The following is a 19,631-nucleotide window of genomic DNA, read 5'->3' on the forward strand; positions in this document are numbered from 1 at the left end:
TATATGAATCTGAAAGGATTGTATAAAGCTGACGAGCATCGCTATGACAATGGCGATGCTCTCTTTGTACGCTGCGGTCGCAGCGGCGTTATGCTTCCAAAGGTAAGTTTAGGATTCTGGCATAACTTCGGAAGCGTAGATTCTTATGAGCGTAGCCGCGCCATTACCCACTGCGCTTTCGACCATGGCATCACCCATTTCGACCTCGCCAACAATTACGGTCCCGTCAACGGTAGTGCCGAGGAGACGTTGGGCCGACTCATGGACGATGACTTCCGCCCTTATCGCGACGAACTCTTCATTGCTACGAAGGCGGGATATGAGATGTGGCAGGGCCCTTACGGTAACTGGGGTTCGCGAAAGTCGCTCATGGCGAGTCTCGACCAGAGTCTGAAGCGAATGCATCTCGACTATGTCGACCTCTTCTACAGCCACCGTTACGACCCCGATACTCCGCTCGAAGAGACTCTGCAGGCTTTGGTAGACATCGTGCGTCAGGGCAAGGCACTGTATGTCGGCATCAGCCGTTGGCCGCTTGAAGCGCTGAAGATAGCCGACCGGTATCTGCGTGAACATGATGTTCCGCTCCTGATATATCAGGGCCGTCTCAATATGCTCGACCGTTCGCCTCAGGATGAGGGCATACTCGACTACTGTGCCGAGCACGGCATTGGCTTCATTTCGTTCTCGCCGCTTGCCCAAGGACTGCTCACCGACCGCTATCTCAACGGTATTCCGGAGGACAGCCGCATGGCTCGCGAGCATTTCCTTAAGCATAGCATGCTCACACCGGAGCTGCTTGCCCATCTGAAACAGCTCAATGCTCATGCAGAAGCGCAAGGCAAGACTCTCGCCGAGATGGCTCTAAGATGGATATTGGAGCAGAAGGGTGTGACGAGTGTGCTCGTAGGAGCAAGCTCGCCCGAGCAGTTGCTGAAGAATCTGAAGTGTATTGCTGAATAAATATAAAACCGGAACGGCGGACTCCCGTTCCGGTTTATTGTAAGTTTCTATATTTACTTAACGCTAATTTCGTCAACGAAGAGGAAGCCTGGCTTTCCCTTACCTGCATGCCAGTCGGGAATGCTGTGCTCAGATGTAGCATGCACCTTGATGTAGCGTGCTTTGGTCTGTGAGAAGTTCAGCTCGTAAGTGTTAATGCCGTCGGCTGAATTCTTCTCCAATGCAGGCAGAGCCTTGTTGGCTACGGTGGTGAATGCTATGCCGTCGGTAGAAACGCTTACCTCGATGTTGCGAGCGTCGAATATCCACGAGCCCTTCTCAACGCATGTGTTGAGGCTCACGCTCGATACGTCTGTGGGCTTCTTAAGGTCGATGACGGCTTCAAGGTCGTTGCCGCTGAATCCCAACCAGCGGCCGGTGCCGAAGCCCTTGTCGCCTACGAGTCCGTCGGTAAGAGTAACGCCACCATTGTAGGTGTAGCTCTTATGGGTGGGCTGAAGTAACTTAACCGGGCATGCTGTAGCCTTGTTGAATACGATGTCCTGACTGCTTACCTGGCTGCTCTTGCCGTTGCGGAAAGCGGTTGCACGTATCTTGGCAGATTTCTGCAGATGGATGGCACCGGTATAGAGTGTACTGCTGGCAGTAGGCTGGCTTCCGTCGAGAGTGTAGCGAATCTCAGCATCGCCAGCTGTAGTCATGTGTACAACAATCTCGCGCCACTTAGTGTCGCTGTCGATGCTGATGTTTACGTTGTACAGATGCTTGGCATAGTTGTAGCCGAGACGGTCGTACAGATTAGTGAGGCTGATGAGTCGGTTGGTGAAGTCGTTGTAGTCCTTCAGTTGGGGCTGTGTCCACTGTACCTCGCTCAATGCAGCTAATCGTGGCAGAGCCATATACTGCATGTGCTTGAATGTAGGCATATACTCGGTCCAGATGTTTGCCTGAACACCGATGATGTGACGAGCCTCGTCTGTAGTCAGTTCCTTAGGCATCGGCTCGTAAGAATATACACGCTGCAAGGGCAGATAGCCACCGATGGCAAGCGGCTCGTTAGCTTTGTCGAGCGACTGGTAATAGTCGAAGTAGAGGTAGCTGTTAGGAGTCATCACTACGTCGTGGTTCTGCTTGGCTGCGGCAATGCCTCCGGCTTCGCCTCGCCATGACATTACGGTAGCGCCCTCAGCGAGTCCACCCTCCAGAATCTCGTCCCAACCGATAGTGTTGCGTCCGAGCGACTTCAGATAGTTGGAAGCGTGTGTGATAACGTAGCTCTGCAGACGTTCTTCGGCAGAGTGTCCATCCTTAGCCTCCAGATGCAGGGCCTTGATGCGAGCCTGGCACTTAGGACATTCTTTCCATCTTACCTTCGGACACTCGTCGCCACCCACGTGGATGTATTTTGACGGGAACAACTGTGTGACCTCCTTGAGTACGTTGTCGATGAAAGTCATTACCTTGTCGTTGCCAGCGCAGAGCACGTCGTCGGAAATGCCCCACTTCTGCCATACCTTATACGGACCTCCGGTGCATCCGAGTTCGGGATAAGCAGCAAGAGCAGCCTGCATGTGTCCTGGCAGGTCGATTTCGGGAACGATAGTGATATAGCGGTCGGCTGCATATTTAACAATGTCGCGTATCTGCTGTTGTGTGTAGAAGCCGTCGTAAGGCTTGCCGTCGTACTTTTCGGCATCATATCCAATATGGCCAACCACAGTCTGGGCGCGCTTTGCACCAATCTTGGTGAGCAACGGATATTTCTTTATCTCGATGCGCCATCCTTGGTCGTCGGTAAGGTGCCAGTGGAAGCGGTTGATGTTGTGCAGTGCGAGCATGTCGATAAACTGATATATCGAGTCGGCTGTTACGAAATGGCGTGACACGTCAAGGTGGGTGCCGCGATAGGCAAAGCGTGGTGCGTCAGCGATGTGAACGGCTGGTATGCTCACTTGTGTAGCTTTGCCGTTGCAGAGTGGCAACGACTTGCGCAGAGTCTGGATACCGTAGAACACGCCCGCAGCCGAAGCGCCGGCAATACGAATCTGCTTGGTATTGGTGTCGAGCGTATAGCCTTCGGCATTGCTAATGTTTTTGTTGATAGACAAAACTATAGCAGTGCATCCTTTTGTCAGTTTGCCGATAGTGGGGCGAATGCCTGTGGCTTGCTGAATGTATGAGGCAAGCATGTTGGCGTTGCGTTTCATGTCCTGGCTGTTGGCTTGCAGGCAGATGACAGTATTGGCATTGAGCACGAAGGGTGCACTAGCGTCAGCAACGACCTGCTGTGGTTGTGGAATAATATTGAAGTCCGCAGTTTGTCCCATTGCGGTTGAGGGCAGGAGGAATGCCATAGCGGCAATGGCTCCTGTCAATAATTTCTGATTCATTGTTTGTTTAGTGAAATGTAGGTTTTATTATTATAATGGCTTATTAAAGCAGAATATTCTTTCCTATGCAAAATTATAGAAAAAAAACGAGACTAAATTATTAACGTCATTTCTTTTTCTGTGTATTCGGCAGAAAGCCAGCTATAATGCCCAATAGAGGCAGCAGGGAACTTACACGGAATATGAATTCTATGCTGGTTTTGTCGGCAAGCCATCCGAAGAAAGCCGAGCCGAGTCCGCCCAGACCAAACATCAGTCCGAAGAATATTCCGGCTATCATTCCAATCTTGTCTGGCATGAGGTCGGTAGCGTAAACTACGATTGACGAGAATGCCGAAGCGATAATCAGTCCGGATAGGAATGTGAATATAATGGTCCATGCGAGGTTGGCAAAGGGCATTGCCAACGCGAATGGGGCGGCTCCGAGTATGGAGAACCAGATGACGTATTTGCGTCCGAACTTGTCGCCCAGCATTCCACCTGCAACAGTGCCAATGGCAAAGGCTGCAAGAAACACGAACAGACAAATCTGCGAGGTCTGCACCGAGACACCGAACTTGTCGATTAGGAAGAATGTGAAGTAGCTCGTAATGCACGATGTGTAGAAGTATTTTGAGAATACAAGCATTACGAGAATGAACAATGCCCAGTATTTGGCACGCTTCGAAATATCGTTGTTCATTGTTGGGTTGCGCTGCTTGTTAACGGCTATGTACGCCAAACGTGCCTTATACCATGCGCCGAGTCGCACCATGATGAGTGCTGCAAGCAGTGCGGCGATGGCAAACCACGATATAGAGTGCTGTCCAAAGGGCAAGACGATGATGGCTGCAAGCAACGGTCCGAGAGCCGATCCTCCGTTACCTCCTACCTGAAATATGGATTGTGCCAGACTCTTTCTGCCTCCTGATGCCATCTGAGTGACTCGCGATGCGGTGGGATGGAATATCGACGAACCCAGTCCGACGATGCTTACCGCCAGCAGTATAAGCACATAATTCTCGGCAAAGGCGAGCAATAGCAGTCCGGTCAGCGTGAAGCACATACCAATAGACAATGCGTAAGGACGTGGATGACGGTCGGCATAGAGGCCCGTGAATGGTTGCAGAATCGACGAAGTCATCTGGAAAATGAGAGTGATGATTCCAATTTGCGCAAACGAGAAGCCGAACTTGTCCTTGATGATAGGGTAGATGGACGGTATGATTGACTGAATCATATCGTTGAGAAAATGCGAAATTCCGCAAATAACGAGTATGGAATACACCGTACCTTCGGTCATTGTGGGGTTGCCCTTAATCTTGTTGCCTATTGATTTTATATTCATAATAATGTGTATAGAATTTTACGCTTGTGCAAAATTATAAAAAAATAGTCGTCTGTAATATTGTAATTTGATAAAAAACTTGTGCAGGCTTCTCTGTCTGAGATTTTAATGTTAACTTTGTATTTGGCTTATTGTGTTATGAAGCCAAAAATGCATAGTTAACATTAACGACAAATGATAGACCACGCTACAGTAGAAAGAATAAAGGATGCAGCCAATATTGTTGAGGTAGTTTCGGAGTTTGTCACGCTGCGACGCAGTGGGGCGAACTATAAGGGACTGTGTCCTTTTCACGATGAGAAGACCCCATCGTTCTATGTTTCGCCTGCACGTGGCATGTGTCATTGTTTCAGTTGTGGTAAAGGAGGCAATCCGATAGGTTTTCTGATGGAGCACGAGCAGATGACTTATCCCGAAGCTCTGCGCTGGCTTGCCAACAAATATCATATCGAAATACGTGAGCGCGAACTCACCGACTACGAAAAGCGTGAGCAGAGTGAGCGCGAGAGTATGTTCATTGTCAATGAGTGGGCGATGAAATACTTCCAGGACAAGATGCAGAACGACCCCGACGGCATTGCAATTGGTATGCAGTATTTCCGCAGCCGTGGGTTTCGCGACGACATAATACAGAAGTTCCAGCTTGGTTACGACCTTGCCGACCGTCGTGCTTTTGCCGTTGCTGCTCTTGGCAAGGGATATAAGGAGGAGTTCATACTGAAGACAGGCATCTGCTACAAGAACGACCGTGGCGAACTGATCGACCGATATGCCGGTCGTGTCATATTCCCGTGGATTGGTATTAGTGGCAAGGTGGTGGGCTTCGGAGGCCGATTGCTCGACTCGCGCACCAAGGGTGTCAATCAGAAGTATGTCAACTCGCCCGACTCGGAGATTTATCACAAGGACCGTGAGTTGTACGGATTGTATCAGGCTAAAAAGGCAATAGCCAAGGAAGACCGCGTATTCATGGTAGAGGGTTACACCGACGTCATATCAATGCACCAGTGTGGCATTGAGAATGTGGTGGCAAACTCGGGCACGGCACTGTCGACTCATCAGATACACATACTCCATCGCTTCACGTCCAACATCACTCTGCTGTACGACGGCGATGCGGCTGGCATCCATGCCGCTATGCGCGGAACAGACATGCTGCTATCCGAAGGCATGAACCTGAAAGTGTTGCTGTTGCCCGATGGCGACGACCCCGACTCGTTCTCGCGCAAGCATACGGCTGCCGATTTCCGTAAGTATATTGAGGAGCATCAGACCGACTTCATACAGTTTAAGACCGACCTGCTGCTGCGCAATGAGCGCGACCCGTTGAAGCGTTCTGAGGCAATCAACTCAATCATACGCAGCATCTCGTTTGTCATCAATCCCATCTTGCGCGACACGTATATACACGACTGCTCAGTGCGTATGGGACTGAACGAGGCTACGCTCATCAACACACTCAACGGTTTCATACGCAACAACCGTGAGGAGCGCACCTCGGAAGAGACACGTGCCGCACAGCAACAGCAGCGCATTCAGACTCCGCAGCCCACTGTCAGCCAGACAACACCATTGCAGCAGGCGTCGAAGGTGGAGCGTATGCTTGTAGAAATGGTAATACGTCATGGCGACACTGTAATATATGATAATGTAGAGACAGAGGACGGTGGGGTGATGAGTCTTAATATAGCGCAGTATATTGACTATAATCTGAGTGTTGACGGACTGAAACTCGCCAATCCATTGTTTGCAAAGATACTTCAGGAGGCAGTGGCGCATAGCGAGGACGAGGGTTTCAATGCCGAACAGTTCTTCATCCATCATGAGGATATCGACGTGTCGCGCATTGCCACCGATCTTTGTGTTGACAAATATCGTATGCTCGACGAGCAGAAAAGTGCTGCCAATGCTGAGCCTAAGAACAAAGACGAATTGAAAGCAGAAGAGGAAAACCGAATCGAGAACCTTCGTCAGCAGACCGAACATCTGCTCAACGATTTCCGAATGGACTATCTTGAGCAGCATCTGCGACAGCTGCAAGCGCAGATATTACAGGCTGCTGGTGATAACGAACGCCTCATGCAGCTTATGGAAGAATATAAGACAGCCCACGAGTTGAGGTCGAAACTCGCCCGACTGTTGGGCAACAACATCATAGCGTAAACGCAATATACCGCAGGTCGGAGTAATCCTGCGGTAATAAATATAAATAATCAAAAACAACACACATTATGTATTACATCGAAAAGACTCTTGAAATTTCGGCGTGTCATCGCCTTAAGCTTTCATACGAGAGCAAGTGTCAGAACCTGCATGGTCACAATTGGATCATCACCGTTTATTGCAAGTCGCGCGAACTTAACAGCGACGGAATGGTGGTAGACTTCACCCACATCAAGCAACTTGTGCAAGAACGTCTTGACCATGCCAATCTCAACGAGGTATTGCCCTTCAATCCCACAGCCGAAAACATAGCGCGATGGGTGACCGAGCAGATACCGCAATGCTATCGTTGCATGGTGCAGGAGAGCGAGGGCAACAAAGCCATATACGACGCAGAAGATTAAGATAGCTGATAACAACGTATTATTGAACCATTTAAGTTTTGCATGCACACTGGCATGCTGTTTCAGATGAAAAGAGTCAACGATATTTTCTATTCATTGCAAGGCGAAGGACGCAACACAGGACGTGCTGCGATATTCATCCGTTTTGCAGGTTGCAACTTGAAGTGTCCGTTTTGCGACACCGATTTTGCACAATACGAGGAGATGAGCGACGAAGATATACTCAATCGGATTAAGTCTTACCCCTCGCACTTTGTTGTTCTAACCGGCGGCGAACCTTCGCTTCAGGTAGACCGACATCTGGTCAATCTTCTTCATAGCCACGGATACGAACTGGCAATGGAGACCAACGGTACTCACCCGATAGTCGACGGCATCGACTGGATAACATGTTCACCCAAAGGCAACACCGTCATCAAGCGATGCAACGAACTGAAGTGTATCTTTGAGGAAACCACTCAGGTGCCTGACGACCATGGCATCTGTGCCGAATACAAATACCTACAACCTTGCGACGTGCAGGATGCCGAGCGCAATGCACAAATAGTAAAGCGCTGTTTCGACTATATCCTGCAGCATCCCGAATGGCGAATGTCGCTGCAGACGCACAAACTCGTAGGGTTCAAGTAATATAGTTGAGAGTTGAAAGTGAGGAACCGAAGTATGATATACGTTCATTGGATATTCATAGTTCTGTACGTAGCGGTCATTGTCGGCATAATGCTGACAGTGCTGATGGACAACCGCCAGCCAGCCAAGACCATAGCTTGGGTCCTGGTGTTGCTGTTTGTGCCTGTTGTCGGCATTGTGCTGTACATCTTCTTCGGCCAAAATACACGCAAGATGAAACTTATATCAGGACGCTCGCTCGACCAGTTGTCAAAGCGTTCTATGCTCGAATTTGTAGAGCAGCGCAATCTGCGAATGCCCGAATACTTCTCCTCACTCGTCCGACTGTTTACCAATCAGAGCCTGGCATTGCCGTTCAAGGACAACGCTGTAGAGTTCTACACCGACGGTTATCAGTTCTTTCCTGCTCTATTGCAGGCAATAAAGGACGCTACCAATCATATTCATCTCGACACATACATCATAGCCGACGACCCGTTGGGCCGTCTTGTCAGCGATGCTCTCATTGCCAAGGCACGCGAAGGAGTTGAGGTGCGTCTTATTTACGACGATGTGGGCTGTTGGCGCGTACCCGAACGCTTTTTCGACCGTATGCGTCAGGCTGGTGTAAAGGTGCGCTCATTTATGCCAGTACGATTTCCTGCTTTTACCAGTAAAGTTAACTATCGCAATCACCGCAAAGTCTGTGTCATCGACGGAACGCAAGGATTTATTGGTGGCATGAACATAGCATTGCGCTATGTGAAGGGACTGCATGGCGGTAGTTTGCCTTGGCGCGACACCCATATGCGTCTGCGTGGCAGTGTAGTATATGCCTTACAGCGTGCATTCCTTGTCGACTGGTATTTCGTCGACCGCACTCTTATCAACGACCACCGCTACTATCCTCCTATGCCATGGCATATAGAGAATGACTCATTGGCACAGGTAGTTACCAGTAGTCCCATTGGACAATGGCCCGATATAATGCAGGGATATGTGCGCATATTGCTTGAAGCCAAGCGATATGTATATATGGAGACCCCGTATTTCCTTCCTACCGAACCCGTTCTGTTTGCTATGCGCACCGCAGCATTGGCAGGTGTCGACGTGCGTCTGATGATACCGCGTCGCAGTGATGCGTGGCTCATCCAGCTGGCAAGCATGTCGTATGTCACCGAAACGTTGGAGGCAGGCGTTAAGGTGAGGCTGTACGAGAAGGGATTCAATCATAGCAAACTGCTTGTTGCCGACGACCGGATATCTACATGTGGTTCTACCAACATCGACTTCCGCAGTTTTGAAAACAACTTTGAGGCAAATGTCTTCTTCTACGACCGCCAGACGGCTCTACGCATCAAGGATATATATATGCGTGATGAGGCTTGCAGCATCAACTTCAGCGAAGCCAGTGAGTTACACCACCGTCCGTATATACATAGGTTCGTTGAATCGTTGCTTCGACTTTTGTCGCCATTGCTGTAACGTATACTATTTTCTTGTTATGTTTTAATAATTCGAAAAATAATACATATTTGTATTAGGCTGATTAAAAAAAAATATATACATTTGCACACGATTAACGACTAACTTACTATTACAATCATGGGTGGAACAAAATTCGCTATTTCAAAACGTTTATTTAGTAAAAGTAATATGAAGGATTTTATGTTCATTGTGTTCGGAATCCTTTTGTATGCTATCGGATATACAGCTTTTATTCTTCCAGAAAGAGTTGTGATGGGTGGTGTAGCAGGTTTGTCAGCCTTGATATACTATGCTACTAATATACCTGCTGGTATTTCAATCTTTGTGCTCAACATAACGTTGCTTGTCATAGCGTTCAGCGCTCTGACCAAACAGTTTGTGGTGCGTACAATAGTTGGCGTTCTTTTACTTTCGTTATTTATTGGTTCGTTACAGCCCTTGTTCCAGGCTTTCCCGATCATTACCGCAGGCGAAGATAAGTTTATGCACGTCTTGATAGGTGGTATGTTGAGTGGTGCCGGATTGGGTGTTGTATTCTCTCACAACGGTTCGACTGGTGGTACAGATATTCTGACAGTATTGCTCACTAAGCATTTTAATTTGAGCTTTGGTCGTGCTATGCAGTTCATCGATTGTACCATCATCGGTTCTTCATACTTGCTTTTCCACAGTATGGAGACAATCGTTTACGGTATTGTGTTCACTCTGGTTGCAAGTTATGTGTGCGACTTCGTTGTCAATGGCTCGCGTCAGACCGTTCAGTTCCTTATCATATCAAAGCACTACAAAGAGATAGCTGATACTATCAACCGTCGTGTGAATCGTGGCGTTACTGTTATTGAAGGTAAGGGATGGTATAGCAAGGAAAATGTGGAAATGCTTGTTGTGTTGTCGCGCAAGTATGAGTCGCAAGACATCTTTGCTGTGATAAAGCAGATTGATCCGCAGGCCGTTGTTTCGCAGACTTTCTGCCACGGTGTGTTTGGTGAAGGATTTGACAAGATAAAATAAAAGTAAAAAAGTAAAAGGGTAAAAAAGTAAAAAGCTTAGGCATACTTTTTTACTCTTTTATTTTTTTTACTCTTTTACTTTTTTATTCTTTTACTTTTAATATGAATCGCAGGATACTCAATATAGCTTTACCTTCAATAGTTTCCAATATTACAGTTCCACTGCTCGGACTCGTTGATATGGCGATATCCGGACATATGGGCGATGCTGTATATATAGGTGCAGTGGCAGTTGGCAGTATGATATTCAACGTTATCTACTGGCTGTTCGGCTTCTTGCGGATGGGCACGAGTGGCATGACATCGCAAGCGTTGGGTCGTCGCGATCTTGACGGAGTGGTAATGTTACTGACCCGCTCGATGGGAGTGGCATTGTTGATAGGCTTGACGATAGTGGTTTTTCAATATCCCATAGGACGTCTGGCGCTTATGCTTACGGGTGCAACAGCCGACATAAGCAGCGAGGCGTGGATATATTTCCGTATATGTGTATGGGGAGCACCGGCAATGTTGTGTCTGTATGGACTTACGGGTTGGTACATAGGCATGCAGAATACGCGTCTGCCTATGTTCATTTCGATATTGCAAAATGTGGTGAACATCGTTGCCAGCTTTACTTTCGTGTATGTTATGGGCATGAAGGTTGAAGGAGTGGCATTGGGAACGCTTGTAGCTCAGTATGCCGGACTTTTCGTCTCGCTATCGTTGTGGACGTACACCTACGGCAGCCGGTTGTTTGGCAGAATATGTTGGCGAGATGTTTTCGAACGTAGCGAGTTGTCGCGTTTCTTCACTGTCAATCGTGACATATTCTTGCGTACACTCTTTATGGTAGCTGTCAATTTCTATTTCCTTTCGGCAGGAGCCTCGCAGGGAGCCGTGGTGTTGGCTATCAACACTCTGCTGATGCAGCTGTTCACGCTCTTCTCGTATGTGATGGATGGATTTGCCTATGCCGGCGAGGCATTGTGTGGCAGACTATACGGTGCCGGGAATAGTGAAGGATTTGCACGTATGGTGCGCCGTTTATTTATGTGGGGATTAGGATTATCTGTGGTTTACACACTTGTGTACGCCCTTGGCGGCAGACCGTTCCTCATGTTGCTAACCGACAATGCAAGTGTCATCGATGCGTCGGCATCGTATGTGCCGTGGGCAGTGTTCATTCCGCTGTGCGGTATGGCAGCCTTCATTTGGGACGGAGTGTTCATCGGCATCACCGCAACGCGCGGAATGCTCTTGTCATCGGCAATTGCGTCGGTGACATTCTTCGTTGTCTATCTGGTTTTGCGTCCGATGCTGCACAACCATGCGCTATGGATGGCCTTCCTTACGTATCTGGCTATGCGTGGAGTGGTGCAGACGGTTTTGTATAACAAGTGGAGTAGGGGTAAAGGTTATGCAAATAAAGAAAAATTTTAAGTTTCGCAAGCTAAAGTAGTTAAGAAGTTAAGGAGTTTTTCGCGAAGCTCAAGGAAACTTTCGCGCCATACGGTTGCTAAGGAGTTAAGCCATTAGTTTTTTTTGTTTGATATAGCATTATAAGCATTTGGCTTAACTTCTTAACTACTTTAACTACTGAATTCTCTGAACTTGCGAAAGTTCGGTAATGTACTTTTACTTTATAGCCCGCTCAAACTGACCGCTTGCAGCAAAACTCAGACCTTCGATTTTTACTGTGCCTTTGCGTGTGCAGTATTTGAAATTCACGTTTTTCTTTCCGCTGAACGACTTCCATATAAGAGTCATATTCACGGTCTTGCCATTAGTGTCAGGCAGTTGGTCGAGTCGGAACGCTACAATACCGTCGCCCCAATATCCGCCCTTCACGCCTTGAGCGTTGTGGCAGAAAGTGAGTTCGTAAGGTTCTGCAGGATTAGCAGCTACAAGGTTTACGATGTGTGGCGTATTGTTGGCTGCCCACTGTGTGCGGAAGTGTATTGTCAGATAGCCGTCTTCCGACACTGTCCATTCGCGCAGTATCTCAACCGGGTCTTGTCCTTTGCTTACCAGTTCGGTTCCAATTTCGCCACCATTTACCATAGGCTTAGTCAGTATGCTGTCCACCCAGTTGACATAAACGTTATAGCTGCGCTTGTTTTCAGGCTGTGTAAGCAGTCGGAAGTTGATGAATGCGCGTACCTCCTTATTACCGTATGGAGCCTGCTTGATGTTGGTAGCTGTTATCTTTGTGGAGTCGTCAAGCTGCATGAAGAATGAAGAACCGTCGGCAGTAGGCTTCAATGTCACAAGAGCATTGGGGCGGTTGAGTGGAAACACGGGAAACTCTTCATTGGCATTATCGCACGACAGCATTGTCATGCCCATTATGCTAATTGCCACAATGAGCAAGACTGCATGAGATGTCTTAAGGATGTTGTTGATATAGTAATTTATTCTTTTCATATAGATAATAGATTTCTTTCTTTTACAAAGATACAACAATAAATCAATGCAATGCAAGTTTTATTTGTCTTTTTTAGAAACATTATATTAGGGTAAAGTTGTTTTTCTGACGATTTTTCCCTATTTTTGTATTATAATGCGCGTGAGTACGCATTTTTGCCATCTGGCAACTACTAAACATTAACTCATCAAAAAGGAAAAATATGAAGAAGTCAATAGTCCTTTCGATACTTATGGTGTTGTTTATGCCGCTGGCTGCTGCTGCCGACACTTACACCTCGCTTTGGAAACAATACGATAATGCGACTCAGAAAGACCATCCGCAGACAGCTCTTAATGTGCTGTCGCAGATAGTTGGCAAGGCTACTCGCGAACGAGCGTACGGCCATTTGCTTAAGGCGCAGCTCGCTACAGCCCAGCAGCAATGCGCCATATCTGTCGACTCGTTGCAACCCGCAATCGACCGCTTGCGCCGTTATGAGCTGAATGCAGTGAAGAGTGGCGACAAAGTGCTGGCTGCCATATACCAGTCGGTGCTTGGAACCATTTATACCGACAACTGGATGGGCATTGACGAGACCGGAAAACTCGGCAAACAATACTTCAAGAAGTCGATGAGCAATCCCGAAGCCTTGGCTGAAGCTTATTCTACGGGATATGAACCGTTTGTGATTGACGGTACCGACTCGCGCTATTTCTATCATGACATGCTGCACGTATTGGGCATTCGTGCCAACGACTATCGCACCATGCACGACTATTACGCCTCGCACGGCAAGCGCGAGGGAGCCTGCCTCACAGCCATCGAACTCGTTAAGCGCGCCCGTCGTCAAAGCGATGTGGCCCATGTCAAGAAGTCGAAGTATATCATGTCGCTCGATTCGCTCGTGCGCGAATATTCCGACCTGATGCCGTGTGCCGAAGTTGCCATTGAACGCTACGCCTATATGGCTAACGCAGAGGACGTAACCGCCGAGGAGAAGATGAACTACATCAACTACGCCCTCATGAAGTGGGGTGCATGGCCACGTATGAATATTCTGCGCAACGCCCAGCGCCGCCTTACCCTGCCATCGTTTCACGCAAGTATAGGTGGTGAACTGGCTCTGCCTGGAGTGCCTCGCAAGGTGAAGGTGATGGCACTCAACAACATCGGCGAACTGCGTATCACCGTCTCGCGACTCGACATTGACGGCACCACAACGCTCGACCCTTCGAGCGACAAGGACTATGCACGCCTGCGCCGACACATTGTTCAGAACGAACAACCTATCACCGACGTGCGTCGATACGTAGGTCTGCCGGCATACAAGACCGTTAGCGACACGCTCGAAATAAAGGGACTGCGTACGGGAATGTATCTCGTAGAGATGTCGACCGATAACGTCAGCGTGCCCGTCGACCGCCAGTTGCTGCGCGTATGCGACATCTATCCCATCGTAGAGGCGTTGCCCGGCAACAAGTACCGTATGGCTGTGCTCAACGCCACAAGCGGCGTGGCAGTGCCGGGAGCCAAGATTGACGTCGTGACCGATGTTGACAAGCACGGCAAGGACATCATACGCACATACACCTGCGACAGCAACGGCGAGGCGTACATAACATACGCCAAGAACGAGCCACGCTCTTACCGCATATACACCGACACCGAACGTGCTTTCTCCTTCACCCCTATGTCGGGACATTTCCATTATTACAGCAACAAGGCAGACGTAGTGCGCACGTCGTTGTTCACCGACCGCAGCATCTACCGACCCGGACAGACGCTGCATGTGGCTGCCATGGCATATACATATAATAATAAGGTGTATAAGGGTGAGCCCAAGGCAGGTCAATCAATGACCATTACCCTGCGCGATGCCAACTACAAGGAGGTGGCTTCGCAGCAAGTTGAGACCGACGAATACGGTATGGCAAGTGCTGACTTCGTATTGCCTCAGGGTGGAATGACGGGCACTTACACCCTGCGTTCCGACTATGGCAACAACTCGTATACCTCGGTTAGGGTAGAGGAATACAAGCGTCCGACATTCAGCGTAGATATAGCAAAGTCTGCCGATAAGTATGCCGCAGGCGACACCGTGCGCCTTAAGGGCACAGCCCGCAGCTTTGCCGGAGTGCCAGTGCAGAACGCCCGTGTGGCATTGTGCGTAGTTCGCCGTCCGGCAATGTTCTGGCGAGGCATGGGAGGCGAAATGCGTCAGGAGACAGTATTGAACGATACCGTGCAGACCACGGCTGCAGGTGAATTCGAAGTGAAAGTGCCAATCGTCATCCCCGACACTTACGACGAGCATCCGCGCCGCTACTATATGTTTGACGTGGCTGCCGACGTCACCGATGTGGCAGGCGAGACACGCCATGCCGAGGCTTCGTTGCCATACAGCGATCATCCTACTATACTCACATGCGACGTTCCTGAGAAGTCGCAGCGCGACAGTCTGCGCACCGTTACCTTCGCCTATCGCAACAATGCAGGCGAACCTATCGACGGCAATGTGACCTATTATATCGACAACCATCGATATACTTGCAAGGCGAACACTCCAAGCAAGATAGACACCGAGGCTCTGACATCAGCCCGCCACAGCCTTATGGCGATATGCGGAACCGACACTCTGCGCACAGCATTCACCACATTCTCACTGCGCGACAGCAAGGCTCCCGTGGAGACACACGAATGGTTCTATCAGTCGGCTGAACGCTTCAAGGACAATATGACACCCGTGTTCATACAGGTGGGTTCGAGCGACTCCATACAGCACGTTGTATATACGCTCATTTCGGGCGACAAGGTGATAGAAGACGGACGTGCCGACCTGAAGAACGAACTTCGCACACGTGCATTGATGTACAAAGAGGAGTGGGGCGACGGCATAACGCTGTCGGTAGCGTGGGTAAAGAACGGTCAGGCTTATAAGCATACCGCACGAATAGAGCGTCCGTTGCCCGACACCCGACTCAATCTTAAATGGACAACCTTCCGCGACCGACTCACTCCGGGACAGCGCGAGACTTGGACTCTCAACATAACTAACCCCGACGGAACGTCAGCCAAGGCTCAGCTCATGGCTACTATGTACGACAAATCGCTTGATGAGATACGCCGTCACAACGTGCGTTTCTCGCTGCCGGCATTCGTCAGTGTGCCTTGGTTGACATGGAATGGCGTGAACAATCGTGGACTCTTTGCCTACAGTGAGATGCCTATGCGCATCCTTAATGAGCGAAGTCTCAACCTGAGCCGCCTCACCGACTTCAGCATTTTTTGTTATGGTGAGGTGCTTAAGGCAAATGTTCAGAGTAAACAATTCAACAGTCGCAAGATGATGGCATACGACAAGTCGGAAAGCCGTGCTCTTGTAGGAAGCGTAGAGAGCGCTAAGGCTGCCGAGACAGTTGACTCTGAAGCCATGAATGAGGAGACTGAGGACACCGGTTCGGCTGCTACCGAGCAGATACGCGAGAATCTCAATGAGACAGCCTTCTTCTATCCGGCACTCATGAGCGATGCTAAGGGCAATGTGTCAATCAACTTCACGCTGCCCGAGAGTGTCACTACATGGCAGTTCTATGGCTTGGCTCACGACTTGAACATGAACAACGGTGTCATTTCGGCTACTTCGGTGGCAAAGAAGACCATAATGGTTCAGCCAAATGTTCCGCGCTTTGTGCGCTCTACTGATAGCGGAATGCTCTCGGCACGTGTGTCGAACACTTCCGACAAGCAGGTGGCTGGCACCGCACGACTCGTATTGCTCAATCCCGAAACGGGCAAGGAGGTGTATCGCAAGGAGCGTAAATACACAGTAATGGCAGGCGAGACAACGGCAGTCGACTTCGATTTCGACATGTCGAAGATTCAGAACGACGGACTGCTTGTATGCCGCATCACCGCACATGGCCACGGCTACAGCGACGGTGAGCAGCATTATCTGCCCGTTTTGCCTGATAAGGAACTCGTCACCAATACATACGCATTCACACAGAATGCCCCGGGCACTATCGATATAGACGTGGCAAAGATGTTTGCAGTAAGCGACAAGACTTCACGACTAACCGTTGAGTACACCAATTCGCCCGCTTGGCTCATGGTTCAGGCTCTGCCTACAATGTCGAATGCCGACGGCGACAACGCCATGTCGCTTGCCACGGCTTATTATGCCAATGCGTTGGGCCGCCATATCATGCTCTCCAATCCGGCTATTAAGCAGAACGTAGCACTCTGGCAGAAGGAAATGGGTGACGCAAAGGACGGTGCTTCGCTGCAGAGCGCATTGCAGAAGAACAGCGAACTGAAGCAGATTGTACTCGACGAAACGCCTTGGCTTGGTGAAGCCAACCGTGAATCGGAGCAGAAGCGTATGCTTGCCGCATTCTTCGATGAGTCGCAGATTGACTATCGTCTTGCCAATAATCTCTCGCAACTGTCTCGTCTTCAGCTGCCCAACGGTTCGTTTGCATGGTGGAAGGGAATGGAGGGTTCGCCCTATATGACTATGGCTGTGGTGCAGACGCTTGTTCGTCTCAACGCAATGATTGGTCAGCAGAACACCACAACCAGTATGATTGCCGCCGCTTTCAGCTATATGGACAAGCAGATGGCAAGTGAGGTGAAGGAGATGAAGAAGCTTGAGAGCGAGGGCAAGCAGAAGAATCTGCGCCCGAGTGAGTTGGCTGTGCAGTATCTGTACGCCTCTACGCTCGCCAAGCGACAGATGAATGCTTCGGCAAAGCAGAACTTCGACTGGCTCATCAGTCGTCTGGCACGTCAGAATACGGAGTTCTCGATATACGGAAAAGCCGTTTCTGCCGTTATACTCGCTAAGAACAATCATCGCAAGGAGGCTGCCAGTCTGCTTGAAAGCATACGCCAGTACACTGTATATACCGACGAAATGGGTCGCTACTTCGACTCGCCTAAGGCTCTGTATTCATGGTTCGACTATCGCATTCCGTCGCAGGTGGCTGCCATTGAGGCTCTGAAGGCTCTGCAGCCCGACGATGTCAAGACCATTGGCGAGATGCAACGCTGGCTGCTTCAGGCTAAGCGTACGCAGGTATGGGACACTCCGCTCAATTCCGTTAATGCTGTATATGCCTTCCTTAACGGCAACGGCACTGCGCTTGTTGACGGCAATGCGCAGTCTGCAACGATAAAGATTGACGGACAGAAGCTGCAGATGCCTAAGGCAACGGCAGGTCTCGGCTATGTCAAGGCGTCAAAGACGGGCGACCGCTTCAAGCACATGACTGTAGAGAAAACAGCTGAAGGAACTTCATGGGGCGCTGTATATGCTCAGTTCATGCAGCAGTCGGACGAGGTTGCTGATGCCGCTATGGGTATGACAGTGGTTCGCGAAGTGCTGAAGGACGGCAATCGACTCAGTGGTGACAATGTTCAGCTGAATGTCGGCGACCGCATTATGGTGCGCCTGACGGTAACGGCTGCGCGCGACTACGACTTCGTTCAACTCAGCGACCGTCGTGCTGCGTGTCTTGAACCGGCTCAGCAGTTGTCTGGTTACGGTTTCGGCTATTACTGTCAGCCTAAAGACAACGTCACGAACTTCTTCTTCGACCGCATGTCGAAGGGCAAGCACGTCATTGAGACAACCTATTATGTAGACCGTAAGGGCGAATACCGTACGGGTACATGTGCCGTTCAGTGTGCCTATGCACCCGAGTTTATGGCGCGAACCAAGGCTATCAAGATAGCCGTGAAATAAAGGAAAATAGAATAATAAAGATATATGAAAAAGTTTTTTATATGCGCTTCTCTCTTCGCACTTGTGTCGTTGGGAGCGAGTGCGCAGAAGATAGAGGCGATAAACAAGATTGTTGACTGTGGTCAGACTACATATCAGTCGCCGGCAACTGCTGAGTTTGAAGTGAAAAACAAGTCAAGCCATGCTGTGCGCATTGTCGACGTGCGCACCAGTTGCGGATGCACCGACGTGGATTATCCCAAGGGCGATATTGCGCCTGATGCCAAGTTCATAGTGCGTGTCACGTACGATGCACAGACAATGGGCCGTTACGACAAGTTTGTCGACGTGTATGTATCCGACCAGCAGCGTCCCGTCATGCTGCGTATGCGTGGCAATGTGGTTAGGGAGATTGTGGACTTTGCAGGCAAGTACGACTACGACTTTGCCGGAATACGCACCGATTGCGACAACATTGAGTTTGATGATGTCAATCGTGGTGAGCGTCCGCAGAAGAAGATACACATTCTCAACACCACAAGTTCGGCTGTTGAACCAGTTGTTATGCACATGCCCGACTATCTCACAGCCGAGGTTTCGCCTTCGAAGATTCTGCCTGGACATAGCGGCGTGATTACCGTTTCGCTAAATTCGAAGCGCTTGAAGGATATGGGACTTACTCAGACGAGCGTTTATCTGGGTTCTTTCCCGGGCGATCGTGTAAGTCGTGAGAAGGAGTTGGGTGTTTCTGCTGTTCTTCTGCCTAAGTTCGACAACCTCACAGCGTCGCAACTCGCCAATGCTCCAAGATTGTATCTGTCTACATCTGAGCTTAATCTTGGTGCTTTCAACGGAAAGAAGAAGCTGAAGGGCGAAATTATCATACGCAACGATGGCAAGACTGTACTCAACATCAAGAACCTTCAGATGTTCACTGTGGGCTTGCAGGTTTCGCTGAACAAGCAGAAATTGCAGCCGGGTGAGTCGGCAAAGATGAAGATTACAGCCGAACAACGACTGATTAAGTCGGCTCGCTCGCAGCCACGTGTGCTGATGATAACAAACGACCCGGGTCGTCCGAAGGTTACTATTAAGGTTATTGCTAAGTAATAAGAAAAGCAAAGCCAAAGGCCCACAAAGCCCATCACATCCCCCACAAAGCC

The 19,631-nt window shown here is 49.5% G+C and carries 12 protein-coding genes; 9 read left to right on the forward strand and 3 right to left on the reverse strand.

The annotated features are described in order from the left end of the window. Positions 1 to 3: 3 nt before the first annotated feature. A complete protein-coding gene (locus I6E38_RS03570) occupies positions 4 to 963 on the forward strand; it encodes an aldo/keto reductase (RefSeq protein ID WP_235392718.1) in 960 nt (319 codons plus the stop codon). A 53-nt stretch (positions 964 to 1,016) separates the two neighbouring features. On the opposite strand, the gene I6E38_RS03575 is transcribed toward I6E38_RS03570, so the two are convergent. Continuing rightward, entirely contained in the window at positions 1,017 to 3,353 is a 2,337-nt protein-coding gene (locus tag I6E38_RS03575; protein WP_235392719.1) for a glycoside hydrolase family 20 protein, read from the reverse strand. Between the two features lie 106 nt (positions 3,354 to 3,459). After that, entirely contained in the window at positions 3,460 to 4,680 is a 1,221-nt protein-coding gene (locus I6E38_RS03580) for an MFS transporter (protein ID WP_235392720.1), read from the reverse strand. 174 nt (positions 4,681 to 4,854) lie between these two features. On the opposite strand from I6E38_RS03580, the gene dnaG reads away from it, so the two are divergent. The 6 genes from dnaG to I6E38_RS03610 all read left to right on the forward strand — a co-directional run bounded on the left by dnaG (position 4,855) and on the right by I6E38_RS03610 (position 11,776). Then, entirely contained in the window at positions 4,855 to 6,843 is a 1,989-nt protein-coding gene (dnaG, locus tag I6E38_RS03585; RefSeq protein ID WP_235392721.1) for a DNA primase, read from the forward strand. A 68-nt stretch (positions 6,844 to 6,911) separates the two neighbouring features. Next, entirely contained in the window at positions 6,912 to 7,247 is a 336-nt protein-coding gene (gene queD, locus I6E38_RS03590) for a 6-carboxytetrahydropterin synthase QueD (RefSeq protein WP_235392722.1), read from the forward strand. A 66-nt stretch (positions 7,248 to 7,313) separates the two neighbouring features. After that, on the forward strand, positions 7,314 to 7,877 hold the full coding sequence (locus tag I6E38_RS03595; protein WP_235392723.1) for a 7-carboxy-7-deazaguanine synthase QueE: 564 nt from the start codon (positions 7,314 to 7,316) through the stop codon (positions 7,875 to 7,877). 33 nt (positions 7,878 to 7,910) lie between these two features. Then, positions 7,911 to 9,341, forward strand: coding sequence for a cardiolipin synthase (gene cls, locus I6E38_RS03600; RefSeq protein ID WP_235392724.1), 1,431 nt, complete (start codon positions 7,911 to 7,913; stop codon positions 9,339 to 9,341). A 171-nt stretch (positions 9,342 to 9,512) separates the two neighbouring features. After that, complete coding sequence (locus I6E38_RS03605; RefSeq protein ID WP_235392725.1) at positions 9,513 to 10,355, forward strand: YitT family protein; 843 nt, start codon at positions 9,513 to 9,515, stop codon at positions 10,353 to 10,355. A gap of 101 nt (positions 10,356 to 10,456) precedes the next feature. Further along, positions 10,457 to 11,776 (forward strand): MATE family efflux transporter, encoded by a 1,320-nt coding sequence (locus I6E38_RS03610; RefSeq protein WP_235392726.1) that lies wholly within the window; start codon positions 10,457 to 10,459, stop codon positions 11,774 to 11,776. A 195-nt stretch (positions 11,777 to 11,971) separates the two neighbouring features. Here I6E38_RS03610 and I6E38_RS03615 read toward each other — a convergent pair whose 3' ends face one another. Continuing rightward, positions 11,972 to 12,760 (reverse strand): NigD1/NigD2 family lipoprotein, encoded by a 789-nt coding sequence (locus tag I6E38_RS03615; RefSeq protein WP_235392727.1) that lies wholly within the window; start codon positions 12,758 to 12,760, stop codon positions 11,972 to 11,974. Between the two features lie 203 nt (positions 12,761 to 12,963). On the opposite strand from I6E38_RS03615, the gene I6E38_RS03620 reads away from it, so the two are divergent. Both I6E38_RS03620 and I6E38_RS03625 read left to right on the forward strand, forming a co-directional pair. Continuing rightward, complete coding sequence (locus tag I6E38_RS03620; RefSeq protein WP_235392728.1) at positions 12,964 to 18,489, forward strand: alpha-2-macroglobulin family protein; 5,526 nt, start codon at positions 12,964 to 12,966, stop codon at positions 18,487 to 18,489. Positions 18,490 to 18,513: 24 nt separating this feature from the next. After that, positions 18,514 to 19,578, forward strand: a complete 1,065-nt coding sequence (locus I6E38_RS03625; RefSeq protein WP_235392729.1) for a DUF1573 domain-containing protein — start codon at positions 18,514 to 18,516, stop codon at positions 19,576 to 19,578. Positions 19,579 to 19,631 lie beyond the last annotated feature (53 nt).

The sequence above is a fragment of the Leyella stercorea genome (genome assembly GCF_021531355.1).
Taxonomy (GTDB): Bacteria; Bacteroidota; Bacteroidia; order Bacteroidales; family Bacteroidaceae; genus Prevotella.